Origin of the sequence: Pseudomonas sp. 2822-15 (assembly GCF_002742515.1) — a bacterium.
Lineage (GTDB): Bacteria > Pseudomonadota > Gammaproteobacteria > Pseudomonadales > Pseudomonadaceae > Aquipseudomonas > Aquipseudomonas salomonii.
In genome coordinates this window covers 91,322-117,539 of record NZ_LJRY01000183.1, presented here as the reverse complement: position 1 = coordinate 117,539, position 26,218 = coordinate 91,322, and the positions used below count along the sequence as shown (strand labels likewise).

At 61.0% G+C, this 26,218-nt stretch carries 22 protein-coding genes; 16 read left to right on the top strand and 6 right to left on the bottom strand.

The window, feature by feature from the left end; genetic code table 11:
* Window positions 1–69: 69 nt before the first annotated feature.
* Genes AOA59_RS12640 through rimK form a run of 3 tightly spaced genes read left to right on the top strand, consistent with a single transcriptional unit; the run spans window position 70 to window position 2,247 of the window.
* On the top strand, window positions 70–849 hold the full coding sequence (locus tag AOA59_RS12640) for an EAL domain-containing protein (protein WP_099487656.1): 780 nt from the start codon (window positions 70–72) through the stop codon (window positions 847–849).
* 31 nt (window positions 850–880) lie between these two features.
* Entirely contained in the window at window positions 881–1,345 is a 465-nt protein-coding gene (locus AOA59_RS12635; protein ID WP_169986753.1) for an ATP-dependent zinc protease, read from the top strand.
* A complete protein-coding gene (gene rimK, locus AOA59_RS12630; RefSeq protein WP_003171022.1) occupies window positions 1,342–2,247 on the top strand; it encodes a 30S ribosomal protein S6--L-glutamate ligase in 906 nt (301 codons plus the stop codon). The genes AOA59_RS12635 and rimK overlap by 4 nt, the downstream gene beginning before the upstream one ends.
* Before the next feature lie 141 nt (window positions 2,248–2,388).
* Here the strand turns inward: rimK and AOA59_RS12620 are convergent, their stop codons facing one another.
* Both AOA59_RS12620 and ompR read right to left on the bottom strand, forming a co-directional pair.
* The gene (locus AOA59_RS12620) at window positions 2,389–3,702 is read right to left on the bottom strand and encodes an ATP-binding protein (RefSeq protein WP_056858189.1); all 1,314 of its coding nucleotides are present in this window, start codon (window positions 3,700–3,702) and stop codon (window positions 2,389–2,391) included.
* A 117-nt stretch (window positions 3,703–3,819) separates the two neighbouring features.
* Window positions 3,820–4,560, bottom strand: coding sequence for a two-component system response regulator OmpR (gene ompR, locus AOA59_RS12615; protein WP_017135366.1), 741 nt, complete (start codon window positions 4,558–4,560; stop codon window positions 3,820–3,822).
* Between the two features lie 356 nt (window positions 4,561–4,916).
* Between ompR and AOA59_RS12610 the strand changes: the two genes are divergently transcribed.
* The 7 genes from AOA59_RS12610 to tauD all read left to right on the top strand — a co-directional run bounded on the left by AOA59_RS12610 (window position 4,917) and on the right by tauD (window position 13,141).
* Window positions 4,917–7,244, top strand: coding sequence for a Tex family protein (locus tag AOA59_RS12610; RefSeq protein ID WP_099487652.1), 2,328 nt, complete (start codon window positions 4,917–4,919; stop codon window positions 7,242–7,244).
* Window positions 7,244–7,627 (top strand): PaaI family thioesterase, encoded by a 384-nt coding sequence (locus AOA59_RS12605; RefSeq protein WP_017135364.1) that lies wholly within the window; start codon window positions 7,244–7,246, stop codon window positions 7,625–7,627. The genes AOA59_RS12610 and AOA59_RS12605 overlap by 1 nt, the downstream gene beginning before the upstream one ends.
* A gap of 214 nt (window positions 7,628–7,841) precedes the next feature.
* Complete coding sequence (gene gshA, locus AOA59_RS12600; protein WP_065930846.1) at window positions 7,842–9,425, top strand: glutamate--cysteine ligase; 1,584 nt, start codon at window positions 7,842–7,844, stop codon at window positions 9,423–9,425.
* 259 nt (window positions 9,426–9,684) lie between these two features.
* Window positions 9,685–10,662 (top strand): taurine ABC transporter substrate-binding protein, encoded by a 978-nt coding sequence (gene tauA, locus AOA59_RS12595; protein WP_099487650.1) that lies wholly within the window; start codon window positions 9,685–9,687, stop codon window positions 10,660–10,662.
* 18 nt (window positions 10,663–10,680) lie between these two features.
* Complete coding sequence (tauB, locus tag AOA59_RS12590) at window positions 10,681–11,460, top strand: taurine ABC transporter ATP-binding subunit (protein ID WP_056858185.1); 780 nt, start codon at window positions 10,681–10,683, stop codon at window positions 11,458–11,460.
* A complete protein-coding gene (gene tauC / locus AOA59_RS12585) occupies window positions 11,457–12,293 on the top strand; it encodes a taurine ABC transporter permease TauC (protein WP_056858184.1) in 837 nt (278 codons plus the stop codon). Before tauB ends, tauC begins: the two co-directional genes overlap by 4 nt.
* Window positions 12,294–12,304: 11 nt before the next feature.
* Window positions 12,305–13,141 carry a taurine dioxygenase gene (gene tauD, locus AOA59_RS12580; RefSeq protein WP_099487649.1) on the top strand — a complete coding sequence of 279 codons (837 nt, stop codon included), beginning with the start codon at window positions 12,305–12,307 and terminating at the stop codon, window positions 13,139–13,141.
* 809 nt (window positions 13,142–13,950) lie between these two features.
* Here the strand turns inward: tauD and mgrA are convergent.
* The 4 genes from mgrA to epsC form a co-directional block, all read right to left on the bottom strand.
* Window positions 13,951–14,988 (bottom strand): L-glyceraldehyde 3-phosphate reductase, encoded by a 1,038-nt coding sequence (mgrA, locus tag AOA59_RS12575; RefSeq protein ID WP_056858182.1) that lies wholly within the window; start codon window positions 14,986–14,988, stop codon window positions 13,951–13,953.
* Window positions 14,989–15,096: 108 nt separating this feature from the next.
* A complete protein-coding gene (locus tag AOA59_RS12570) occupies window positions 15,097–16,425 on the bottom strand; it encodes an OprD family outer membrane porin (protein WP_083269337.1) in 1,329 nt (442 codons plus the stop codon).
* A 291-nt stretch (window positions 16,426–16,716) separates the two neighbouring features.
* Window positions 16,717–18,678 (bottom strand): choline transporter BetT, encoded by a 1,962-nt coding sequence (gene betT, locus AOA59_RS12565; RefSeq protein WP_178076263.1) that lies wholly within the window; start codon window positions 18,676–18,678, stop codon window positions 16,717–16,719.
* A 423-nt stretch (window positions 18,679–19,101) separates the two neighbouring features.
* Window positions 19,102–20,028, bottom strand: a complete 927-nt coding sequence (epsC, locus tag AOA59_RS12560; RefSeq protein WP_065930852.1) for a serine O-acetyltransferase EpsC — start codon at window positions 20,026–20,028, stop codon at window positions 19,102–19,104.
* A gap of 166 nt (window positions 20,029–20,194) precedes the next feature.
* On the opposite strand from epsC, the gene AOA59_RS12555 reads away from it, so the two are divergent.
* The 6 genes from AOA59_RS12555 to AOA59_RS12530 all read left to right on the top strand — a co-directional run bounded on the left by AOA59_RS12555 (window position 20,195) and on the right by AOA59_RS12530 (window position 26,205).
* On the top strand, window positions 20,195–21,190 hold the full coding sequence (locus AOA59_RS12555) for a D-cysteine desulfhydrase (protein ID WP_099487645.1): 996 nt from the start codon (window positions 20,195–20,197) through the stop codon (window positions 21,188–21,190).
* 278 nt (window positions 21,191–21,468) lie between these two features.
* Window positions 21,469–22,263, top strand: coding sequence for a cystine ABC transporter substrate-binding protein (gene tcyJ / locus AOA59_RS12550; protein ID WP_065930854.1), 795 nt, complete (start codon window positions 21,469–21,471; stop codon window positions 22,261–22,263).
* A complete protein-coding gene (tcyL, locus tag AOA59_RS12545; protein WP_017135731.1) occupies window positions 22,263–22,928 on the top strand; it encodes a cystine ABC transporter permease in 666 nt (221 codons plus the stop codon). The genes tcyJ and tcyL overlap by 1 nt, the downstream gene beginning before the upstream one ends.
* Window positions 22,929–22,930: 2 nt before the next feature.
* On the top strand, window positions 22,931–23,677 hold the full coding sequence (gene tcyN / locus AOA59_RS12540; RefSeq protein WP_065930855.1) for an L-cystine ABC transporter ATP-binding protein TcyN: 747 nt from the start codon (window positions 22,931–22,933) through the stop codon (window positions 23,675–23,677).
* 313 nt (window positions 23,678–23,990) lie between these two features.
* Window positions 23,991–24,776, top strand: coding sequence for a hypothetical protein (locus AOA59_RS12535; protein WP_099487643.1), 786 nt, complete (start codon window positions 23,991–23,993; stop codon window positions 24,774–24,776).
* 187 nt (window positions 24,777–24,963) lie between these two features.
* Window positions 24,964–26,205: an SfnB family sulfur acquisition oxidoreductase gene (locus AOA59_RS12530; protein WP_099487641.1), complete on the top strand. Its 1,242-nt coding sequence runs from the start codon at window positions 24,964–24,966 to the stop codon at window positions 26,203–26,205.
* Window positions 26,206–26,218: the final 13 nt, after the last annotated feature.

The window sequence follows — 26,218 nt, the reverse complement described above, 5'->3', positions numbered from 1 at the left end:
CTTCAACGCATAAATCCCAAGCCTCACCTAAGATACGCCAGACACCCCCTGTTTTCGCGAGGATACGCTGTGACCGACTTTCCCACCTCACTCACCTCGCCCCACCAGCGTTGCGTAGGTTGCCAGCAAAGCGAAGCCTTGGGTTTCGATTTTTCCTTCGCCTACCAGCCTATCGTAGACCTTCGCGACCGGTCGATTTTTGCCCACGAAGCATTGGTGCGCGGCACTCACGGTGAAGGGGCGTTGTCGGTGCTGGAGCAGGTCAACGACAGCAACCGTTATCGCTTTGACCAACGCTGCCGTACTCAGGCGATTGCGGGGGCCGCCGCCTTGGGAATGCAAAGCTATCTTTCGATCAACTTCATGCCCAATGCGGTGTACCGGCCGGAGTTGTGCATTCGCAGCACGCTGGAGGCGGCCCGCGCGCATAATTTCCCGCTGGATCGGTTGATTTTCGAAACGCTGGAAAACGAGCATGTAGATAACTATCGCCATTTGACCAATATTCTGCGTGAATACCGCGAATTCGGCTTCAAGACCGCCATCGACGACTTCGGTGCCGGCTATTCGGGGCTGAACCTGCTGGCCGATTTCCAACCCGACTTGATCAAACTCGACATGGCGCTGATTCGCGATGTCGACCAGGATCGTGTCCGGCAGGTAATTGTCCAGGGGATTGTCACAATCTGTGAGCAGTTGGGGATTACTGTCATTGCTGAAGGTATCGAAAGTGCCGGCGAGCGTGACTTCCTGTCCAACTGCGGAATATTTCTGATGCAGGGCTACTGGTTCGCCAAGCCTGCGTTTAAAGCCTTGGCCGAGGTTTCACCCCAGGCCTGGGCGAACTGACCGGTTACCCATATTGAAGACATTTGACCATTTGACCGTTGTGGGTCTGCGCGAGTGGGTGGCCCTTCCAGACCTGGGAGTGGCCGGCCTGCGCGCGAAGATCGACACCGGTGCCAGCACCTCGAGCCTGCACGCCACCGATATCGAGCCCTTTGAGCGCGACGGTGAGAAGTGGGTGCGCTTTACCGCGCACCTGGGCAGCGTGGTGCAACTGCGTCATCGTCGCTGCGAAGCGCCGCTGGTGACGATGAAAACCATCAAGAGCTCAAACGGCCACGCGCAGGTGCGGTATGTAATCAGCACCACCCTGGCACTGGGTGACCGAGTATGGCGGGTGGAATTCACCCTGGCCTGCCGCAAGGCCATGCGTTACCGCCTGTTGCTGGGTTCCAAGGCGCTGATTGACGGCCAGTTGGTGGTCAACCCCGGCGTCAAGTACGTTCAAGACAAGCCGGTGTTCCCGGTCTCTACTATTTCTGCCCCAGGTGCTGCATGAAGATTGCTGTGCTGTCGCGAAACCCGCGTCTGTATTCCACCCGCCGCCTGGTCGAGGCCGGCACTGAACGTGGCCATGAAATGGTGGTGATCGACACGTTGCGTGCCTATATGAACATTGCCAGCCACAAGCCGCAGATCCACTACCGAGGCAAGCCGCTGGAAGGCTTTGACGCGGTGATCCCGCGGATCGGTGCTTCGGTGACGTTCTACGGCTGCGCGGTGTTGCGCCAGTTTGAAATGATGGGCGTGTTCCCGCTCAACGAATCGGTGGCCATTGCCCGCTCGCGGGACAAGCTGCGCTCCCTGCAACTGCTGTCACGCCGGGGAATCGGCCTGCCGGTGACCGGCTTTGCCCACTCCCCCGATGACATCCCCGACCTGATCGAGATGGTCAACGGTGCGCCGCTGGTGATCAAGGTACTCGAAGGCACCCAAGGTATCGGCGTGGTGCTGTGTGAGACGGCAACTGCCGCCGAGTCGGTGATCGAGGCGTTCATGGGCCTCAAGCAGAACATCATGGTGCAGGAATACATCAAGGAAGCCGGCGGTGCGGATATCCGCTGCTTCGTGGTTGGCGACAAGGTGATTGCCGCCATGAAACGCCAGGCCAAGCCAGGGGAGTTCCGCTCCAACCTGCACCGTGGCGGCAGTGCCAGCCTGATCAAGATCACCCCGGAAGAACGCATGACTGCACTACGGGCCGCCAAAGTGATGGGCCTGGCAGTGGCGGGCGTGGATATCCTGCGCTCCAACCATGGCCCGCTGGTGATGGAGGTGAATTCATCACCGGGGCTTGAAGGGATCGAGACCACCACCGGCAAGGATGTGGCGGGGATCATCATTCAGCATCTGGAGAAGAATGGTGGGCCGAATATGACCCGGACCAAGGGCAAGGGCTGATACGCAGCAAGCCTTGGTACACTGCAAAACCAATGTGGGAGCGGGCTTGCTCGCGAAAGCGCCGGATCAGTCGGTACACCTGTTGACTGACACATCGCCTTCGCGAGCAAGCCCGCTCCCACATTTGATCTATGTTGTTTGTTAGACCGCATCCCTTGGCAACATCAAGCCCAGCGGCAAGCGCACCCGCGCTTCCAGGCCGCCCTCTTCGCGGTTACGCAACTCAACATTGCCGCCATGCATCGAAGCAATTCGCCGCACAATCGCCAGCCCCAGCCCCGTACCTTTGCCGCCCCGCGCACGGTCGCCACGGGTGAACGGGTTGAAAATGCCTTCCAGCTCCGCCGGGTCGATGCCCGTGCCACGGTCCATCACACTCAACACCACATAGGGCGCAGTGCTGTCACCGGACACATACGCGGCCACTTCCACATCTGAACCCGCGTGATGCAGGGCGTTGCCGATTAGGTTGTTCAACAGGCGCTTCATCGACACCCGACGCAATGCAAACGGCTGGATCGGCTCCAGGCGCATACGCACCTGTTCACCATTCTGGTTGTAGGGCGCCACCACCTCACGCACCAGGTCCGTGAGATCGACCTCTTCCACCACCTCATCACGGCCATCGCGGATAAACGCCAGGAACTGGTCGAGAATCGCGTCCATGTCCTCGATGTCGCGCACCATGTCGTCGGTCAGGTCGTTATGGTTGCCCATCAACTCCAGAGACAGCCGCAAACGCGTCAGCGGCGTGCGCAAGTCATGGGATACGCCCGCCAGCATCAGCTCGCGTTCGCGCCCGGCCTGTTCGACATCCTCCGCCATCTGGTTGAAGGCACCGTACACCTCGGTCATCTCACTGGGCGTATCGCTGATCGGCAGGCGTACGCTGCGCCCCTGCCCCAGTTGGCGCGCGGCAAATACCAGGCGTTTAAGCGGCTGGTTAAGCTGACGCACGAAAATCCACGCGGACGCCGTCGAAAGCAAGCCGATGGCCAGGAACCAGCCCAGCACGTTCCAGATCTTCTGCCCCCGCAACGGGTGCGGGTATAACGGCACTTTCAGCCAATCCTGCCCCAGGCTCGGCGCACGCACCCACAAAGCGGGCGACACATGCATACGCAGCCGCACTTCGGTGTCTTCACCCAGCTCAGCCTGCATCTGCCGTTGGTAGATCTCGCTGTAGGGCCAATGCTGCTCGCCCTCCGGCACGCCCGCGCCCGCCACACGAACCAGGGTGGCGGCCTTGGCGATTTTCTCGCGGTTCTCGGGGTCGGCCGCCCAATAGGCACGCAACGTCAACGCCACGCCGTGGCTGTACTGCCGGTCTACCAGCACGTCTTCGTTCATCAACAGGTAAACCAGCGTCAGTGCCTTGGAAAACAGCACGACGATCAGCACCAGCCAAAGGGTGCGAGAGAAAAAACTTTGCGGGAACCACAACGGGGTTTTCATAGGAGACAGCTAAACACCTTGCAGGAACGAGCGGCGCTCGCAGAATTGCAGACGCCGGGCATCCCGTCGACCCTCATGGAGTCAAACGCCGAGATGCCCGCGCCTGCAAGTCATCGGTCACTTGGTAGCAGTGCCATCCGGCACAAACACATAACCCACGCCCCACACCGTCTGGATGTACCGCGGCTTGGCCGGGTCCGGCTCGATCATCCGGCGCAACCGGGAGATCTGCACGTCGATGGAGCGCTCCAGGGCGTCCCATTCGCGGCCACGGGCCAGGTTCATCAGCTTGTCGCGGGTCAGCGGCTGGCGAGCGTTCATCACCAATGCCTTGAGCACGGCGAACTCGCCGGTGGTCAGCATGTGCACTTCTTCGCCACGCTTAAGCTCGCGTGTCGCCAGTGACAGCTCGTATTCACCAAAGGTGACGCTCTCGTCTTCGCTGCCTGGTGCGCCCGGTACCGGCGGTGCCTGGCGACGCAATACGGCTTTGACCCGGGCCATCAACTCGTCAGGGTTGAACGGCTTGGCCAGGTAGTCATCAGCGCCCAGTTCCAGGCCCTTGATGCGGCTCAGCTCATCGCCCTTGGCGGTCAGCATGATGATGGGGATCTGGTTGTTCGCACCGCGCAAGCGTTTGCAGGCGGTAAGGCCGTCTTCGCCGGGCAACATCAGGTCGAGTACGACCAGGTTGAACACTTCACGCCCCAACAGGCGGTCCATCTGCTCGGTGTTCGGCACCGCGCGGGCACGGTAGCCCTTGGAGTTGAAAAAACGTTCCAGCAGGCTGCTCAGCCCCGGATCGTCGTCAACGATGAGAATTTTTTCGCCTTCAGCAGTTTGTGCAGTGCTGCTCATTAGATGCTCCTCTTATCTCGGCGCGCATTATGGCGTAGCTGCCGTTATACGCACCGTGTGCATTGTTAGCAGATTTTTCCTCCACCGCCAGCGAACCCGCGTCCTACACCACCGGCGCAGTACCCCTCAAGGGCAGAACGCTGGTTATAATGCGGCGCCTTCATGCAGGGCACTGTCAGACTTTACTGTTTGCAGCCTCAGCCGTTTTTTCAGCGCTGGGCAGCAATTTCCCGATTTCGAGGGTCAACAGGCAGCCTTTTGACCCAGGCAGCGGCGCCGCTGGCGCCGCTCAACAAGCCTCGCAACGCCTTGTTTTCCGGGCCTGCGAGCTGCTTTCAAGAATTTCAGGTGGTTTTATGGACAGCATCAACAGCCGCATTGCCGAGGAACTCGGTGTACGCCCACAACAGGTCGAAGCGGCCGTCGCGCTATTGGATGAAGGCTCCACGGTGCCTTTCATCGCCCGTTACCGTAAAGAAGTGACCGGCAGCCTCGACGACACCCAACTGCGTCACCTGGAAGAGCGCCTGCGCTACCTGCGAGAACTCGACGAACGGCGCATCAGCATCCTCGCCAGCATTGAGGAACAGGGCAAGTTGACCCCGCAGCTGGAACGCGACATCAAGCTCGCCGACACCAAGACCCGCCTCGAAGACCTTTACCTGCCCTACAAACAGAAGCGCCGCACCAAGGGCCAGATCGCCCTGGAAGCCGGTTTGGGCGAGTTGGCCGACGGCCTGTTCAACGACCCGTCGCTGACCCCGGAAACCGAAGCCGCACGCTTTATCGATGCCGAAAAAGGCGTCGCCGACGTCAAGGCCGCCCTCGAAGGTGCCAAGTACATCCTCATGGAGCGTTTCGCCGAAAACGCCGGCCTGCTGGAAAAACTGCGCACCTACCTCAAGCAGGAAGCCATTCTCAGCGCTCGCGTTATCGCCGGCAAAGAGGAAGAAGGCGCCAAGTTTCGCGATTATTTCGAACACGACGAACCGCTCAAGAGTATGCCGTCGCACCGCGCACTCGCAATTTTCCGGGGTCGCAACGAAGGCATTCTCAGCTCCGCACTCAAAGTCGGCGACGAGTTGCCGGGCACCATGCACCCGTGCGAAGGCATGATCGGTCAACAATTCGGTATCCAGAATCAGAACCGTCCTGCGGACAAGTGGCTCGGTGAAGTCGTGCGCTGGACCTGGAAGGTCAAGCTTTACACGCACCTGGAAACCGACCTGCTCGGCGAGCTGCGCGACAGCGCCGAAACCGAGGCGATCAACGTTTTCGCCCACAACCTGCACGACCTGCTGCTGGCCGCACCGGCCGGCCCGCGTGCCACCCTGGGCCTCGACCCGGGCTTGCGCACCGGCTGCAAGGTGGCGGTGGTCGACTCCACCGGCAAGCTGCTGGACCACGCCACCGTGTACCCGCACGTGCCGCACAACAAGTGGGACCAGACCCTCGCCATCCTGGCCGCGCTGTGCGCCAAGCACGCCGTGGACCTGATCGCCATCGGCAACGGCACCGCCAGCCGCGAAACCGACAAGCTGGCCGCCGAGCTGATCAAAAAGTACCCCGCCATGAAGATGACCAAGGTCATGGTCTCCGAGGCCGGCGCGTCGGTGTATTCGGCGTCGGAACTGGCTTCCAAGGAATTCCCGGACCTCGACGTGTCGATCCGTGGCGCCGTCTCCATTGCTCGCCGCCTGCAAGACCCGCTGGCAGAGCTGGTGAAGATCGACCCTAAATCCATCGGTGTCGGCCAGTACCAGCACGACGTCTCGCAGCTGAAACTGGCGCGCGGCCTGGATGCAGTAGTGGAAGACTGCGTGAACAAGGTGGGTGTGGATGTAAACACCGCCTCGGTCGCGCTGCTGGCGCGTATCTCCGGCCTGAACACCACCCTGGCGCAGAACATCGTTACTCACCGTGACGAGAACGGTGCGTTCAAAACCCGTGCCGCGCTGAAAAAAGTGGCACGCCTGGGCGAAAAAACCTTTGAACAGGCCGCCGGCTTCCTGCGCGTCATGAACGGCGATAACCCGCTGGATTCGTCTGCGGTGCACCCGGAGGCCTACCCGCTGGTACAGCGCATTGCCGCCGAGACCGACCGTGATATCCGTTCGCTGATCGGTGACGCCGCGTTCCTCAAGCGCCTGGACCCGAAAAAGTACACCGACGAAACCTTCGGCGTGCCGACCATCACCGACATCCTGCAAGAGCTGGAAAAACCTGGCCGCGACCCGCGTCCCGAGTTCAAGACCGCGGAGTTCCAGGACGGCGTTGAAGACCTAAAGGACCTGCAGCCGGGCATGATCCTCGAAGGCGTGGTCACCAACGTGACCAACTTCGGCGCCTTTGTGGATATCGGCGTGCATCAGGACGGTTTGGTGCACATCTCTGCGCTTTCGGAGAAGTTCATCAAGGACCCGCGCGAAGCGGTCAAAGCCGGTGACGTGGTCAAGGTCAAGGTCATGGAAGTCGATATCCCGCGTAAACGCGTGGGTCTGTCGATGCGCATGAGCGACACCCCCGGCGAGAAAATCGACGGCGCCCGTGGTGCGCGCCCAGGCTCGGCACCGCGCCAGTCCCAGGGCAGTGCGCCGCGTAAAGAACCCACCGCGACGGCCGCGCCGAGCAACAACGCCATGGCGTCGCTGTTCGCCAACGCCAAGCAGTTGAAGAAACGCTGATGGAGATCCCGGCCGGTTTGACCCAGAGCGCCTTCAGCGAGCTGATCGGCTGCCGCCTGCAACGCCTGGACGAGGGCGTTGCCGAGGTGGCCCTGACCCTGGAGCCGCAACTGCGCAACCGCGCGGGCAAGCTCCATGGCGGGGCGATTTTCAGCCTGGTCGACATCACCATGGGGCTGGCCTGTTCCAGCGCCCATGGTTTTGACCAGCAGAGCGCGACCATCGAGTGCAAGATCAACTATATCCGCGCCGTCGAAGACGGGGATGTGCTGTGCACCAGCCGGGTGATTCACGCCGGCAGACGCACATTGGTGGTGGAAGCCGATGTGTATCAAGGCGAAAGACTTGTCGCAAAAGCACAAGGCACCTTCGCTGTCCTCTAGCTCCCCGCCCTCGATTTGAGTTAATTTCGGCGCTGCGACAACAGCGTCGGAATTTTCTTGCTGCGCTATAGCCCAATTCATGGAGTGAAGTAGGCTTTTTCAATGTGAGCCAAATCGACTCTAAACCAGGCGATAACGCCAGTTTCAACTTCACCCTTGTAGACCGTCCTGCCCACCCCCATATTGGGGCGACTGACGCGTGAAGGAATCCAACTTGAGCGAACTTCTCAACCGCCGCCTGGCCCTGCTCGGCAAGCGCGAACACCTCTCCCTGCTAGAGCAATGCTTGCACGGCATCGAGCGTGAATGCCTACGCGTCACCGGTGAGGGTCGCCTGGCACAAACGCCGCACCCCGAAGCACTGGGCGCCGCGCTGACCAACGAATTGATCACCACCGACTACTCGGAATCGCTGCTGGAGTTCATCACTCCCGCCCTGCCCAACCCGGCCGATACCCTGAGCAGCCTGGACAAGATCCACCGGTTTGCCTACAGCAAGCTCGGCAGCGAGTACCTGTGGAGCCCTTCGATGCCGTGCCCGTTGCCGGCCGAGGAAGATATTCCGATCGCCTACTACGGCACCTCCAATATCGGCCAACTCAAGTACGTGTACCGCAAGGGCCTGGCCCTGCGTTACGGCAAGACCATGCAGTGCATCGCCGGCATCCACTACAACTTTTCCCTGCCGGAACAGCTGTGGCCGTTGCTCAAGGAGACTGAAGGCTTCGTCGGCACCGACCGCGACTATCAGTCCACCGCCTACATCGCGCTGATCCGTAACTTCCGCCGCTACAGCTGGCTGCTGATGTACCTGTTCGGTGCCTCACCGGCGCTGGACGCCGGTTTCCTGCGCGGTCGTTCGCACCAGTTGGACGTATTGGACGCCGACACGCTGTACCTGCCGTACGCCACCAGCCTGCGCATGAGCGACCTGGGTTACCAGAGCAACGCCCAAGCCGGCCTGACGCCGTGCTACAACGATTTGAGCAGCTACACCGACAGCCTGCGTGAAGCGGTGGCAACGCCCTACGCACCTTACGTCGAAGTCGGCACCCATAAGGATGGTGAGTGGGTACAGCTCAACACCAACATCCTGCAGATCGAAAACGAGTACTACTCCAATATCCGCCCCAAGCGCGTGACCTACACCGGCGAACGGCCGATCCAGGCGCTGATGGCCCGTGGCATCCAGTACATCGAAGTGCGCTGCCTGGACATCAACCCGTTCCTGCCGATGGGCATCGACCTGCCGGAATCACGCTTCCTCGATGCGTTCCTGCTGTACTGCGCGTTGAACGACAGCCCGCTGTTCGCCAACAACGAGTGCGGCAATGCCACCTCCAACTTCCTCAGTGTGGTCAAGGAGGGCCGTCGCCCAGGCCTGCAATTGCAGCGTGACGGCCAAGCGGTGGACATGAAGGAATGGGCCACCGAGCTGCTGGAGAAGATTGCCCCGCTCGCGGCCTTGCTGGATGAGAGCCATGGCATCACCGAGCACAGCCAGGCGCTGGACGCTCAGTTGGCGAAGGTCAAGGACTCGTCCCTGACGCCGTCGGCCCAAGTACTGGCAACGATGGCCGAGCGCAAAGAGAGTTTTGCGCAGTTCTCCCTGCACCAGAGCGAGGTGCACGCCGCGCACTTCCGTCAGGAGCCGTTACCGGCCGATGAGCAGGCACGCTTTGAAGAGCTGGCGCGTAAGTCGCTGGCTCAGCAGGTGGAGCTTGAGCAGAACGAAGTGGGCGACTTTGACGTGTTTGTCGGCTCGTACCAGGCAAGCATTCTGGCGATCAGTAACTAAAGGCATCACGCCGTCTCCTGTGGTACCTGGTTTGTGTGGGAGCTGGCTTGCCTGCGATGCAAACACCTCGGTGTATCAGTGATACCCAGGTGATGCTATCGCAGGCAAGCCAGCTCCCACATTTGCCATCACTGGGTTGAAGATTGCGCTCACTCTTCTACTCATAAGCTAATTCGAAAATGTTATTTATTTTCGAGTTATTAGATCATTTAGTCTCCTCACACGCCGACCCTCGGCCGCCTGATTGAGGAGCTTCCCCTTGAAACTGCTTACCCCATTGCGCCTCTTGGCCGCATTGTCCCTGGCCGCTGCCAGCCTGTTTGCCCAGGCGGCAGATGTGACCATCGCCTACCAGACCACCGTGGACCCGGCGAAAGTCGCCCAGGCCGACGGCGCGTATGAAAAAGCTACCCACGCCAAGATCGACTGGCGCAAATTCGACAATGGCGCCGACATCATTGCCGCTATTGCTTCCGGCGACGTGCAGATCGGCTACCTCGGTTCCAGCCCACTGACCGCTGCGGTAACGCGCAAAGTGCCGGTGGAAACCTTCCTGGTCGCCACCCAGATCGGCGGCGCTGAAGCGCTGGTAGCGCGCAATGGTTCGGGGATCAACAGCCCACAGGACCTGATCGGCAAAAAGATTGCCGTGCCCTTCGTTTCCACCGGCCACTACAGCCTGTTGGCCGCGCTGAAGCACTGGAACATCGACCCTTCCAAAGTGACCATTCTCAACCTCGCACCGCCGGCAATCATCGCGGCGTGGAAGCGCGGTGATATCGACGCGACTTACGTGTGGGACCCGGCCCTGGGCGTCGCCAAGGAAAACGGCAAAGTGCTGATCACCTCCGGCGAACTGGCCAAGTTCGGCGCGCCCACCTTCGATGCCTGGATCGTGCGCAAAGACTTCGCCGAAAAACACCCGGAAATCGTCACCGCCTTCGCCAAAGTTACCCTGGACGCCTACGCCGCCTACCGCAAAGACCCACAAGCGTGGCTGGCCGACAAAGGCAACGTCGACAAGCTGGTGAAGCTCTCCGGCGCCAAGGCCAGTGACATCCCACTGCTGCTGCAAGGCAACGTCTACCCACTGGCGGCTGACCAAGTGACCCTGCTGGGCGCACCGACTACCAAGGCTGTGACCGACACCGCCGCGTTCCTCAAGGAACAAGGCAAAGTCGACGCCGTGCTGCCGGACTACGCCCCTTACGTCAGCGCCAAGTTCATCACTAACTGACTCAAGGAGTTCCTCGCGATGGCCTTGCTACAACTGGAGCGCATCAGCGCACAGTACCCAGGCGCCACAGAACCGGTACTGTCCGATATTTCACTCGACCTTGGGCCTCAGCAATTGCTGGTGGCCCTCGGCCCGTCCGGCAGTGGCAAGACTTCGCTGTTGAACCTGATTGCCGGTTTCGTCGAACCCTCTGCCGGGCGCATCACCCTCGATGGCGTGCCGGTCAAAGGCCCGAGCGCCGAACGCGGCGTGGTGTTCCAGGACGATGCTCTGCTGCCCTGGCAGGACGTGCTGGCCAACGTCGGCTTCGGCCTGGAGCTGGCCGGTGTGCCCAAGGCGCAACGTGAAGTGCGCGCCCGGGAAATGCTCGCACTGGTCGACCTCGCCGGTTTCGACAGCCGCCGTGTCTGGCAGCTTTCCGGTGGCCAGAAACAGCGTGTGGGCCTGGCTCGCGCGTTGGCGGCAGACCCTCGCGTATTGTTGATGGACGAGCCTTTCGGCGCCCTTGATGCCTTCACCCGCGAACAGATGCAGGAATTGCTCCTGCAAGTCTGGCGGCGCACGGCCAAGCCGGTGTTCCTGATTACCCATGACATTGAAGAGGCGGTATTTCTCGCCACCGACCTGATCCTGTTGGCGCCCAACCCAGGCCAGATTGTCGAGCGCCTGCACCTGGACTTCGGTCAACGCTACGCCGCCGGTGAATCGGCGCGGGCGATCAAGTCCGACCCGCGCTTTATCGAAACCCGTGAACACGTGCTGGGCAAAGTGTTCTCGCAACGGCAGGTGTCCGCATGAGCAGCTACGAACTTCCCGCCACGGCTGCCAAGCCGGTAACGCACAAGGTCATTGCGGTACGTCGTAGCCTGAGCACGCGGTGGATCAGCGTACTCACCCTGGTTGCCTTGCTGGCGCTCTGGTGGGCGGTCACCGCCACTGGCGTGATCGAACCACTGTTCCTGCCGCCGCCGTCCGCCGTGCTGCAAAAAGGCTGGCTGCTGGCGACCACCGGCTATATGGATTCCACCTTGTGGCAGCACCTGGGCGCGAGCCTCACGCGCATCGGCCTGGGCCTGGGTTTTGCGGTGCTGACCGCCGTGCCGGTGGGGATTGCCATCGGTTCCAACCGCATTGCCCGTGGCATCCTCGACCCGCTGATCGAGTTCTACCGGCCGATTCCGCCCCTGGCTTACCTGCCGCTGATCGTGATCTGGTGCGGCATCGGTGAGCTGTCCAAGGTGTTGCTGATTTACCTGGCGATCTTTGCGCCTATCGCCATCGCCACCGCGACCGGCGTGCGCACGGTCGACCCGGCCAAGCTGCGTGCCGCGCAGTCGTTGGGCGCCACCCGCGCCCAGTTGATTCGCCATGTGATCCTGCCGAGCGCCCTGCCCGACATCCTTACCGGCGTGCGCATCGGCCTGGGAGTGGGTTGGTCGACCCTGGTTGCCGCCGAACTGATCGCCGCCACCAGCGGCCTGGGCTTTATGGTGCAGTCGGCGGCGCAGTTCCTGGTCACCGACGTGGTGGTGCTGGGGATTCTGGTGATCGCCCTGATCGCCTTCGCCATGGAAATGGGCCTGCGTGCCCTGCAGCGCAAATTGGTGCCCTGGCATGGCCAGGCACATTGAGTGAGAACCGCATGAGCAGCCTGACCGTTACGCCGATAAGCACCGCCCTGGGCGCCCTGATCAGTGGCGTCGATATCACCCAACCGTTGAGCCTCCTAGAACGTGACGCCATTGAGCAGGCGCTGCTCAGCCACTCGGTGCTGTTCTTCCGTGGCCAAGCCGTCACCCCGCAGCAACAGGCGCGGTTTGCGGCAAATTTTGGCGACCTGCATATTCACCCGATCTACCCCAACGTGCCGGAGCAGCCCGAAGTGCTGATCCTCGACACCGCCGTGACCGACGTACGCGATAACGCCGTATGGCACACCGACGTGACCTTCCTGCCGACGCCTGCGCTCGGTGCGGTGCTCAGCGCCAAGCTGCTGCCGGCCTTTGGTGGCGACACGTTGTGGGCCAGTGGCATCGCGGCATATGAAGCCTTGTCGGAGCCGCTCAAACGCCTGCTCGATGGCCTGACGGCGACGCACGACTTCACCAAATCCTTCCCGCTGGAGCGCTTTGGCAACACCGCCGAAGACCTGGCGCGCTGGGAGGAGACCCGCAAGAAGAATCCACCGCTGTCACACCCGGTGGTGCGCACGCATCCGGTCAGCAGGCGTAAGTCGTTGTTTGTCAGTGACGGTTTCACCACCAAGATCAACGAGCTGGAGCCGGCGGAAAGCGAGGCCATACTGAAGCTGCTGTTTGCCCACGCAACGCGGCCGGAATTCACCATTCGCTGGCGCTGGCAGGAGAACGACGTGGCGTTCTGGGACAACCGCGTGACCCAGCACTACGCCGTGGATGACTACCGACCGCAGCGGCGCGTGATGCATCGCGCCACGATCCTGGGCGACGTCCCGTTCTAGCGCCTGGCGATGATCAAAAGTGAGAGCTGGCTTGCCTGCGATAGCGGCGTACCAGCCCATACATTCATCGACTGACACACCGCCTTCGCGGGCAAGCCCGGCTCCCACATTGACCGAGTTCAACCGAATGAATTTGCCACACTGAAGATCAAAGTGTGGGAGCTGGATTGCCTGCGATAGCGGCGTACCAGCCCATACATTCATCGACTGACACACCGCCTTCGCGGGCAAGCCCGACTCCCACATTGACCGCGTACTGCCGAGTGAATTTTCCACACTGAAGATCAAAGTGTGGGAGCTGGCTTGCCTGCGATAGCGGTAGACCAGCCCATGCATTCATCGACTGACACACCGCCTTCGCGGGCAAGCCCGACTCCCACATTGACCGCGTACTGCCGAGTGAATTTGCCACACTGAAGATCAAAGTGTGGGAGCTGGCTTGCCTGCGATAGCGGTAGACCAGCCCATGCATTCATCGACTGACACACCGCCTTCGCGGGCAAGCCCGGCTCCCACATTGACCGCGTACTGCCGAATGAATTTTCCACACTGAAAATCAAAGTGTGGGAGCTGGCTTGCCTGCGATAGCGGCGTACCAGCCCATACATTCATCGACTGACACTCCGCCATCGCGGGCAAGCCCGGCTCCCACATTGACCGAGTACAACTGAGTGAATTTGCCACACTGAAGATCAAATGTGGGAGCGGGCTTGCTCGCGAAGGCGGAGTGTCAGCCAACAGATTCGTCGACTGATTTACCGCCTTCGCGAGCAAGCCCGCTCCCACATTTTTGACCGGGTTGTACCAGCCTATTCAGCAGTGGACGGTTTTTCCCACAGGTTAATCCCGCCTTCCTGCGCAAACCGGTCGATCTCCGCCAGTTCTTCCGCGCTGAAGCTCAAGTTCTTCAACGCACCGACGTTTTCAATGATCTGCTCCGGCCGGCTCGCACCAATCAAGGCACTGGTCACCCGTGGGTCACGCAGGGTCCAGGCCAGGGCCAGTTGCGCGAGGCTCTGGCCGCGGCGCTTGGCGATTTCATTCAACCCACGCACATGGGCAATGTTGGCTTCGGACAAGTGCTTGGCCTGCAGCGAGCCGCCACCTGGGCGGTTGACCCGCGCATCGGCCGGCACGCCGTTGAGGTACTTGTCAGTGAGCAAGCCCTGGGCCAGCGGCGTGAAGGCAATCACACCGGCACCCAGCTCATCGGTGGTGTCCAACAGGTCTTTTTCGATCCAGCGGTTGAGCAGGTTGTAGGCCGGCTGGTGAATCAACAGCGGCACTTTCCACTCTTGCAGCAGCGCAGCCATTTCGCGAGTTTTTACTCCGGAATAAGACGAGATACCGATGTACAACGCCTTGCCCTGTTGCACGGCAGTGGCGAGTGCGCTGGCGGTTTCTTCCAGCGGGGTGTCGGCGTCAAAACGGTGGGAGTAGAAAATATCCACGTAGTCGACGCCCAGGCGTTGCAGGCTCTGGTCCAGGCTCGCCAGAACGTATTTGCGCGAACCGCCACCCTGGCCGTAAGGGCCTGGCCACATGTCCCAGCCGGCTTTGCTGGAAATGATCAGTTCGTCGCGGTAGTGCTTGAAGTCTTCACGCAGCAAACGGCCGAAGTTGATCTCGGCGCTGCCATACGGTGGGCCGTAGTTGTTGGCCAGGTCGAAGTGGTTGATCCCCAGGTCGAATGCGGTGCGCAGCAAGGCGCGCTGGGTGTCGATCGGGGTGCTGTCGCCAAAGTTGTGCCACAGCCCCAGGGACAGTGCCGGCAGCACCAACCCACTGCGGCCTACGCGGCGGTACGGGATAGATTCATAGCGGTTTTCGGCAGCAATGTAAGTCATCGAATCCTCTCTTGGACGTAGGCAAATAAGGCCTGGGAATAAGGTTATTCCCAGGCCTTTTAACCAGCTGAATCGCTTGAGCCTGCCGTTCCGTTCTACAGCAATTTGCTACCAGAGTGGAACGACATAGCTGACATAAAAGCGATTTTCATCTTGGACGGTGGCACCGGTAATGTCCGGGCTGGCGTGGGCATTTTTCCAGGTCACGCCCAGGCCCTTGAGGGTGCCGGTCGGTACTTGGTATGCCACGGCAATATTGCGTTCCCACTCGCTGGTGGTGCCTTGCACGGTGCGTATGTCATCACCGTGGGCATAGGCGGCCGAGAACGTCAGGCCGGTGAGGCCCAGCTTACCGAAGTCGTACTTGTACTGCGCAAGCCAAGTGCGCTCACCGGCGTGTTGAAATTTATTCAACTGCATGTTGGTGAGGGCCGGGGTGTCGGCGCCCGAGCCAGGGCCTTGGCGGTTGTCGCCGCTGTTGAGGCCGGAATCGAGGTACGGAAAGTCGCTGTCGCCGCTGTTTTTCTGGATGCCCAGGCCGACGGTGTGGCCGTCCAGGCTGTAGCTCTCGAGCAGGCTGGCGGTGGTCTGGTTGATGCGGCCTTTGCTGGTGCCGTCACCATATAGACCGGCGCCGGTGAAGTCTTTGTCGCCATCGGCGTTGGCGCCCACACCGAGGCTGCGGAACACGCGCACGTCGGTGTCGATGGCGCCCACGCTCAACGCGTCATGGCGCTTGGCGCCGAGGAAGAACTGCTGGTAGTAGTCCTCAAGGTTGGAATACCACAGGCTCACGGTGGTGTTCTGGATGCCGGTGTAATCCGCCCCGCCGAACAGGAAACGATCGCTGTCTTTGGTGCCGCCGGCGGTGATCATGCCCTGGTCGCCGGTTTCGTTGCGGATCTTGGTCTTGAAGATATCGCCGCCGGTGAAGGTGAAGTCGCTGAGGTCTTTGGACACCAGTTGCACGCCGGTGTTGGTCTGCTGGTACAGGCGGCCGTCGGTGTTGGCCAGCACCGGGTTGTTGCCGAACAAGGTGCCGAGGCGCAGCTCATCCTTGGCGAAGCGCATTTTGAACGTTGGGCTGAGCACGCCGAACTGGTCGGCGGACTTGCCGTTGTCCAGCGGGAACATACTGCCGGGGTAGCGGCCCTGGTGGTCTTTGTCGTTAAGATCGCCGCCGGAATCGAGCTTCAAGCCGTAAAACGCCTGCAGATCCAGGCCAAAACCTACCGGGCCGTCGGTGTAGCCGGACTTGAAGTTGAACTCGAAACCCTGGCCCCAATCCCGCACGCTGTGCGCCTTGGCGTTGCTGCCCACCACGTCACGACCCTGCTGGTTGAGATAGCGGTTGAGCAGGGTCACGTCGGCGTGGCTGTCGTCGATAAAATCGGCATGGGCGGACAGCATAAAGCTCGCCATGGCGGCACCCACCATGGGGCTTATTAACGTCTTCATTGTTACCGGTCTCCGTCACTGTTCTGAAATGAAAGCGTCAAACGCTTCACACAATTACGCAGTGGCCAGATGACAGTTCGGAGTCAAAACACTTAGTTCACGAATGAAATTAAGTTTAAGAAAGCCTTTAATTACGCGGGTTTGCGGGCATTTGATCGTTCCCACGCTCTGCGTGGGAATGCATCCATTGACGCTCTGCGTCACCTCTGCGGCGGGACGCAGAGCGTCCCAGGCGGCATTCCCACGCGGAGCGTGGGAACGATCGGCGGGTCAGCGCACCAGGTGCAGGAACTGCAGGTGGCGCTCGTACTGGTCGAGGATGTCGTTGATGATCTGCTCCTTGGTGTAGCCCACCAGATCGTAGTCCTGGCTGCCCTCACTCAAGTGCACTTCCGCGCGGTAATAGCGGCGGTTGTTGATCTCCTTGGAACCCATGCCACCGCGCGCAAACGACGGCGTGAAGTAGCCGCGCATCTGCACCTGGTAAACGAATGGATGCTCCTCGCCATGCCCGATTTCGAGGCTGACGCTGTCGTTGGACGGGTCAGGCTGAGTCACCACATTCAGGCCCTTCTCGACAAACACCGCCGTCACTTCTTCGATCGCCGGGCGCACCGTCGCTTCGAGGAAACGGTACACCTCATCGCGTGACGGGAAGTGCACAGCCTGGCTCAAACGCTGACGCCAGCCGCCTCGGCCTTTACGCGCCGCCGACACCGGTGCCAGCGAATGCAGCTGGGCAATCTGCTTCTGCGATTCGAGGTAGAAGGCCTTGTGCAGCCCCCACATCATCAGCAGCAAAATCAGCGAGAACGGCAACGAGGTCAGCACCACCGCCGACTTGAGCGAGTCGATACTGCCGGCAAACAGCAGGGCACTGGTGACCAGCGCTGTCATCGCGCCCCAGAACACCCGCAGCCATTTCGGCCCGTCTTCATCGGCGTTGCCGCCTTTGGACGACAAGGTCGACAGCACCACGGTACCGGAATCCGCCGAGGTGACGAAAAACACGAAGCTGATAAACACCGTGACGGCAATCACCGTTTTGCTCCACGGGTAGGTTTCCAGCAGCAGGTAGAGGCTCATCGACGGGTCATCGATAGCCGACTGGCCGAGCGCGGTCATGCCGTGATTGAGCACCTGGTCGATGGCGCTGTTGCCGAAAATCGACATCCACGCCAGGGTGAAACCCAGCGGGATCAGCAGCACACCGAACACGAACTCACGGATGGTACGGCCACGGGAAATACGCGCGATAAACAGGCCCACAAACGGCGACCATGCGATCCACCAGGCCCAGTAGAACACCGTCCAACCGCCCAGCCAGTCGCTGGGTTTGTCGTAGGCGTACACATCGAAGCTCTTGGTCGGCAAGGCGCCGAGGTAGTCACCGATGTTCTGGATCAGGGTGTTGAGCAGGTGCTGGGTAGGGCCTGCGAACAACACGAACAGCAGCAGCGCACAGGCCAGCAGCATGTTGATGTCGGACATCACTCGCACGCCCTTGTCGACACCGGCCACGGCCACGAGGATCGCGGCGCCCATCATCAGGGTGATCAGGCCGACCTGAATCCACTGCGTGTGCGCGATGCCAAACAGGTAGTCGAGACCGGAGTTGAGGTGCAACACGCCAAACCCCATGTCGGCGCCCAGGCCGAACACCGTGGCAATGATGCCGAAACCGTCCACCGCATAACCGATGGGGCCGTTGATGCGTTTGCCGATCAGCGGGTACAGCGCCGAACGCAGCGCCAGCGGCAGGTTATGCCGGTAGGCGAAGTACGCCAGGGCCATGCCGACAAAGGCAAACACGCCCCAGCCATGCAGCCCCCAGTGCAGAAACAGGATCTGCATGGCCTGGCGAGCGGCGTCGGCATTCATCGGCGCGCCCTGAGGCGGCTGCACCAGGTGCGTCAGCGGCTCGGAGACGCAGAAGAAAAACAGCGTGATGCTGATCCCGGCGGCGAACAGCATGCCGGCCCAGGACAGGTAACTGAATTCGGGCTCGTCGTGGTCGGCACCGAGTTTTATCTTGCCGTAGCCCGATAGCGCGGTGACCACCACGAAGACCAGATACAGCGTCATCGCGAGCATGTAGTACCAGCCGACCGTGTTGGCCGCCCAGTTTTGCGCCGCCAGCAGCCAGGCACCGGCCTGTTGCGGGATAGCGATGACAGTGATGCCGAACAGCAGGATGAAGGTTGCGGCAAAGAAGAAAACCGGCGCATTCATGCGCACCAGGCCGCTGGATGGGGTGGACGATGCACTCATGAACGATGCACCCCGAAGGTGTGTGATGTGGCTGTAAATAACGGACTCAGCAAAGGTAAGCCTCCTGTTGTGAGCGGGCAGCGAACCACCGGGTTTAACTTGAACGAGCATTCAAGTTAAACATAGGTAGGCGGTTTGGGACTAATCGCAGGGCTGAGTGGTAGACAATTCCTACACTAGCTCAAGGATTGGTATGACGGGCGCGAGAGGTAAATCGTTCAGCGATTACGGGTCTAATTTGAAATGCGGTTAAACCTGTGGGAGCTGGCTTGTCGGGTCGCCGCATCGCTGCGATAGCGGTGGGTCAGTCAGCAAATCTGTAACTGACAGATCGCTATCGCAGGCAAGCCAGCTCCCACAGTTGATCGGTGTTTGGCTCAAATACTATTTCTGCGCACCGTCGTCATGCTGCAAATTCGCCTGCGTAATGTTCGCCGCCGCCGGCACGCTGCGGGTCAGCCACACATTGCCGCCGATGGTCGAGCCCTTGCCGATGGTGATGCGCCCCAGGATCGTCGCCCCGGCGTAAATCACCACATCGTCCTCAACAATCGGATGGCGCGGATGGCCTTTCTGCAACTGCCCGTCCTCATCCGCCGGGAAGCGCTTGGCGCCCAACGTCACGGCCTGGTAGATGCGCACGCGCTCGCCGATGATCGCGGTCTCGCCGATCACCACACCGGTCCCGTGGTCGATGAAGAAACTCGGACCGATCTGCGCGCCGGGGTGGATGTCGATGCCGGTGGCCGAGTGGGCAATCTCCGCGCTGATCCGCGCCAGCAACGGCAGCCCGGCGCGGTACAGGTGGTGCGCCAGGCGGTGGTGAATCACCGCCAGAATCCCCGGATAGCACAGCAGCACTTCATCCACACTGCGCGCGGCCGGGTCGCCGTGATAGGCGGCGAGCACGTCGGTGTCCAACAGGCTGCGCAGTGAGGGCAAGGCCAGGGCGAAGTCCTGGATCAGGCGGATGGCCAGTGCATCGACCTCGCTGTCATCCTTGGCGCCCTGGCGCGCGGCATAGCGCAGCTCCAGGCGGGCCTGGGCGAGCAAGGCATTCAGGGCGACGTCGAGGGTATGCCCGACGTAAAAATCTTCACTTTCTTCACGCAGGTCCACCGGCCCCAGGCGCATCGGGAACAGCGCGCCGCACAAGGACTCAAGAATCTGCGCCACCGCCTCGCGGGACGGCAACTCACGGCCACCGTGTTCGCCACTCAGGCGACCATTGCGCGTGCGCCACTGGTCCCGGGCGCTGCGCAGCTGGCTGACGATGGTCTGTAATTGCCAATGACTGGAACGCTCACTCACGGTATTCACTCCTGACGATATGGCCGTCACTTTACGGTATGCACCCTGGCCGCCCTTAAGAACCAATGGTGTGATGCTAAGAACTATCCGGCATAAGCGATTGGCGGTTGCCCGATGAAAAGTGCCTGCCTATAGTCCCCCCATCACTTAGCCACTGTACGTCGCCATGATCAAACAACAGCTCGACCGTTTTAACCGCCTGGAACTGCTGGGCGGCGCCACCGCCCTGGAAAAACTCGAGCGGCTGTCGGCCTGGCTGGGCAGGGACGTTTACGTCAAGCGAGACGACACCACACCGCTGGCCATGGGCGGCAACAAGCTGCGCAAACTTGAATACCTGGGCGCCGATGCCCTTGCGCAAGGTGCCGACACCCTGGTGACCGCCGGCGCCATCCAGTCCAACCACGTGCGCCAGACCGCCGCGCTGGCCGCCAAGCTCGGCCTGGGCTGCGTGGCGCTGCTGGAAAACCCCACCGGCACCGAAGACCCCAACTACCTGGGCAATGGCAACCGCTTGCTGCTGGAGTTGTTCGACGCCAAAGTCGAATTGGTCGAAAACCTCGATAACGTCGACGACCAGCTCAACGCCCTCGCCGACCGCCTGCGCAGCAACGGCAAGAAGCCCTACCTCGTCCCTATCGGCGGCTCCAATGCCTTGGGCGCCTTGGGTTACGTGCGCGCCGGGCTGGAGCTGGCCGGGCAGATCGAAGACAGCGGCATTGAGTTTGCCGCCGTGGTACTGGCCTCGGGCAGCGCCGGCACCCACAGCGGCCTGGCGTTGGCGTTGAGTGAAGTGCTGCCGAATCTGCCGGTGGTGGGCATCACCGTGTCGCGCACCGAAGAAGCCCAGTTCCCGAAGGTACAAGGCTTGGCCGAACGCACCGCCGAGTTGCTGGACGTGGACATTCCCGAAGCCTTCAAAGTGATTCTGTGGGACGAATATTTCGGCCCGCGCTACGGCGAACCGAACGCTGGCACCCTGGCAGCGGTCAAGCTATTAGCCAGCCAGGAAGGCTTGCTGCTGGACCCGGTCTACACCGGCAAGGCCATGGCCGGTTTGCTCGATGGCATCGGGCGTCAGCGGTTTGAGGACGGCCCGATCATTTTCCTGCACACCGGCGGGGCACCGGCGTTGTTTGCCTATGACTCGGTGCTTAACTGAATAACACGGATCAAACTGTGGGAGCTGGCTTGCCTGCGATAGCGGTGTATCAGCCAACACATTTGTAATTGACGGACCGCTATCGCAGGCAAGCCAGCTCCCGCATTGGATCAAATTAATATTCCATAAAGAAATATCAAATTAATTTTATATTATTTTCAAGTCTTAAAAACTGGCTTTATAGTCGCGCCGCAGGCGAAGACGCGCACCGCGCTTTAAGGCAGGATACGACTACTGCGTCACCTGCTTCGCTCAACATAAAAACACAGGGGCTGTTCATGACTATTTCTGTATTGCGTCGCACGTTGCTGGTTGGCACTTTGGGCTTGGCACTCGGGGCTGGTCTGATGGGCCAAGCCATCGCGGGCGAGCAGCTGGACAACATCAAGAAAGCCGGCGAAATCAAGATCGGCCTGGAAGGCACCTACCCGCCGTTCAGCTTTGTCGATGAAAGCGGCAAGCTCAGCGGCTTTGAAGTCGAGCTGTCCGAAGCGCTGGCCAAAGAGCTGGGCGTCAAGGTCAAGCTGCAGGCCACGCCGTGGGACGGCATCCTCGCCGCCCTGGAATCCAAGCGCCTGGACGCGGTGGTCAACCAAGTGACCATCTCCGAGGAGCGCAAGAAGAAGTATGACTTCTCCAAGCCTTACACCGTCTCCGGTATCCAGGCGCTGGTGCTGAAGAAAAACGTCGACAGCATCAAGACCGCCGACGACCTGGCCGGCAAGAAAGTCGGTGTGGGCCTGGGCACCAACTACGAACAATGGCTCAAGGACAACCAACCCAAAGCCATCATCAAGACCTATAACGATGACCCGACCAAGTTCCAGGACCTGCGCATCGGCCGTATCGACGCCATCCTGATCGACCGCCTGGCCGCGCTGGAGTACGCCAAGAAGGCGCCGGACACTGCTGCGGCCGGTGATGCCTTCTCTCGTCAGGAAGCCGGTATTGCCCTGCGCAAAGGCGAGCCGGAACTGCTCGACGCGGTGAACAAGGCCCTCGACAAGCTGCGCGCCGATGGCACCTTGAAAAAGCTGTCCGAGAAGTACTTCAACGCTGACGTCACTGAATAATGGAAGCAGGTTTCCAACTCGCGCTGGACTCCGCGCCCTTTCTGCTCAAGGGCGCGTACTACACGGTGATTCTTAGCCTCGGCGGGATGTTTTTCGGCTTGCTGCTGGGCTTCGGCCTGGCCTTGATGCGTTTGTCGCGCTTCAAGCTTCTAAGCTGGACCGCCCGAGTCTACGTGTCGTTCTTTCGCGGCACGCCCTTGCTGGTACAGCTGTTTTTGATCTACTACGGCTTGCCGCAAGTGGGCATCGAGCTGGATCCGATTCCGGCGGCCATGATCGGCTTTTCGCTGAACATGGCCGCTTACGCCTGTGAAATCCTGCGCGCCGCGATCAGCTCCATCGAGCGCGGCCAATGGGAAGCTGCCGCCAGCATCGGCATGACACGCGCGCAGACCCTGCGCCGGGCCATCCTGCCGCAGGCCATGCGCACGGCCCTGCCGCCGCTGGGCAACAGCTTTATTTCGTTGGTCAAGGACACGGCGCTGGCCGCCACCATTCAGGTGCCGGAGTTGTTCCGTCAGGCACAGCTGGTGTCGGCGCGCACCTTCGAAATCTTCACCATGTACCTGTCCGCCGCCCTGATCTACTGGATCCTGGCAAGCATCCTGGCGCACTTTCAAAATCGCCTGGAAGACCGGGTCAACCGGCATGACCTGGAGTCCTGAGCATGATCGTGGTTGAAAAACTGACCAAACAATTCAACGCTCAGGTGGTACTCAACGGCATCGACCTGGAGGTCAAGGAAGGCGAAGTGGTCGCCATCATTGGCCCCAGCGGCTCCGGCAAGACCACCTTCCTGCGCTGCCTGAACTTCCTCGAAGAACCCACCAGCGGCCGTATCAAGGTTGGTGATATCGAGATCGACAGCAGCAAACCGCTCAACCAGCAACAAGGCCTGGTGCGGCGCTTGCGCCAGCATGTGGGTTTTGTGTTCCAGAACTTCAACCTGTTCCCGCACCGCACCGCGCTTGAAAACGTCATCGAAGGCCCGATCGTGGTCAAGAAGATGCCGCGCGAGGCGGCGACCGCACTCGGTCGCAAGCTCTTGGCCAGGGTCGGCCTGGCAGGCAAGGAAGACGCGTACCCACGGCGGCTGTCCGGCGGCCAGCAACAGCGCGTGGCGATTGCGCGTGCCTTGGCCATGGAGCCGGAGGTGATTCTGTTTGACGAACCCACCTCGGCGCTCGACCCGGAGCTGGTCGGCGAAGTGCTGGCGACCATCCGCAGCCTGGCCGAAGAAAACCGCACCATGGTTATCGTCACCCACGAAATGAGCTTTGCCCGCGATGTGGCCAACCGGGTGATCTTCTTCGACAAAGGCGTGATCGTCGAGCAAGGCGAAGCCAAGGCGCTGTTTGCCAACCCCAAGGAAGAGCGGACCAAGCAGTTTTTGAGCAAGTTTCTAGCCCACTGACAGTTTTTGTGGGAGCTGGCTTGCCAGCTCCCACCTAACAGCGTTCCTACACAAAATCCTCGTTCCCATCAGTAAAACACCCCGCCAAACCCGCCTTAAAATCCCCCGCCGCGTCAGCCTTTTCTGAATCTTCTCCAACTCGCCGTTTAGCCTTTTGCCGCCATTGACGCCCGCTGGCCAACCCTCTTATCTAGCGCACAGAGGATTGGATCCTATCCCGGCTACTCACTGAATCGTTCCTTTCGGCACCTTACGCGCAAACGCGCCACGGGCGCCGGAACGATTGCTGCTGGCTGCATCAAGGAGATTACTTATGACGCGCACCGCACCTCAGGCCACGTTCACCGCCCCAACCCTGCCCCAGGCAAACCGACACGGCATCAATGCCATCGCCGCGACCCAATTGCAGGTGGATATCGCGCCTTACCCTGGCATGGACGAGGGCGACCTGATCGAACTGTTCTGGAACAACTGCTTTGCCGACTCGCGTCGGATTACCGCGTGCAAGGTCGGCACGCTGACCCGCCTGCGTGTACCCGAAAGTTTTATTCAGGATGGCACCGCACGGGTTCACTATCAGGTCATGCAAGTCGGCCAGGGCCCGGCACGTTCAGACCTCACTCAGGTGCCCGTGAAGACCTGCTATCCGGGTGGCCACCCCTGCGCACTGCTGGACGATGAAAACCAGAACCTCGCCCCCGTGGGCCTGCCCGAGACCATCCGCCGCTACGGTGTCAACGGCAGCCAGGTGCGGCGCGGCATCCCGCTGACCATCCAGCCCTACCTGAACATGGCCACGGGCGACGCCATCACCCTGCGCTGGGGCGATGTGCGCCTGGACCTGCCGAGAATCCAGGCCAAAGGCGTCGGCCTGCCGGTGCAGGTGTGGGTGCCTTCCACAGTGATTATCGAAGCGGGCGACGACAGCCGCCTGGACGTGACCTACTGCATTCTCGATCGGGTCGGCAATAATTCGCGCTGGGCACCGGTACGCACCTTGAACATCGCTACTTGCGCGCCACAGCCGCCAGCCCGCCCCGTCAGGGCCGCGACGACCTATCAACCGCGCCAGCCCGGCTCGCCCTGCGAGCCCGGGTGACAGCCCTTCTATGCATATTCCAATAAGTTAGTTTATTTAAAAATTTAACACGCTTAGGGTATATGCACCGGACCACCGGACATCTCTGATTTTTCTGTTTTTATTTCATTGAATGCGAGGTCGGTATGGTCAGAATTACCCCGGTGCATAACGCCAGGGCATTACGTGCAGCCAAGGAGCGGCGCTGATGTCTAACTTGGCTCTAACACCCCCCCAGAGTGATCTGGACGTAGCCCCACTGCTGTTGCCTGCCACGGTGCTGCGCAACGACGCCCAGGCGTTGAGCGCGGCCCACGAGCTGGCTCAGGCCGCGCGCCTGCAAGCGGCCAAACGCGACCAGCAGCGCAAGCTGCCCTGGGCGCAGCTTGAACAGTTCACCCGCAGCGGGCTGGGCAGTATTTCCATTCCCCGTGAATACGGCGGCCCCCAGGTGTCATTCGTGACCCTGGCCGAAGTGTTCGCGATCATCAGCGCTGCGGACCCGGCCCTCGGGCAAATCCCGCAGAACCATTTCGGCATTCTGCACTTGCTGCAAAGCACCGCCACCGAGCGCCAGAAAAAGCAGCTGTTCCAGAGCGTGCTCGACGGTTGGCGCATCGGCAATGGCGGCCCCGAACGCGGCACCAAAAACACCCTGGAACTCAAGGCGCGCCTCACTGCCAAGGATGACGGCCATGTGATCAGCGGCCAGAAGTTCTACTCCACCGGCGCCTTGTTCGCCCATTGGGTCGCGGTAAAAGCACTGAACGATGACGGCAAGCAAGTCATGGCGTTTGTGCGCCGTGGCACGCCAGGGCTGCGCATCGTTGACGATTGGTCGGGCTTTGGCCAACGCACCACCGCCAGCGGCACGGTATTGCTCGATCAGGTGCCGGTGGACGCAGAGTTGGTCGTCGACAACTGGCGCCTCGGCGAAAGCCCGAATATCCAGGGCGCCGTCTCGCAACTGATCCAGGCCGCCATCGATGCCGGCATCGCCCGTGGGGCGCTGGATGACACCATCGCCTTCGTGCGCGAACGTTCGCGCCCGTGGATCGACGCCAAGGTCGAACGCGCCAGCGATGACCTGTACGTGATCGCCGATATCGGCAAACTGAAAATCGAACTGCACGCCGCCGAAGCCCTGCTGCGCAAGGCCGGCAAGCTGCTGGACGAAGTCAGCGCCGCACCGATCACCGCGCACTCGGCCGCCCGCGCCTCAATCGCCGTGGCCGAGGCCAAGGTGCTGACCACCGAAGTGTCGTTGCTGGTCAGCGAAAAGCTCTTCGAACTGGCCGGCAGCCGCGCCACCCTCGCCGAATTCAACCTCGACCGCCACTGGCGCAACGCCCGCGTGCACACCCTGCACGACCCGGTGCGCTGGAAGTATCACGCCATCGGCGCGTATCGACTAAACGGCACTTTGCCTGCTCGACATTCCTGGATCTGACCGACCAGACATC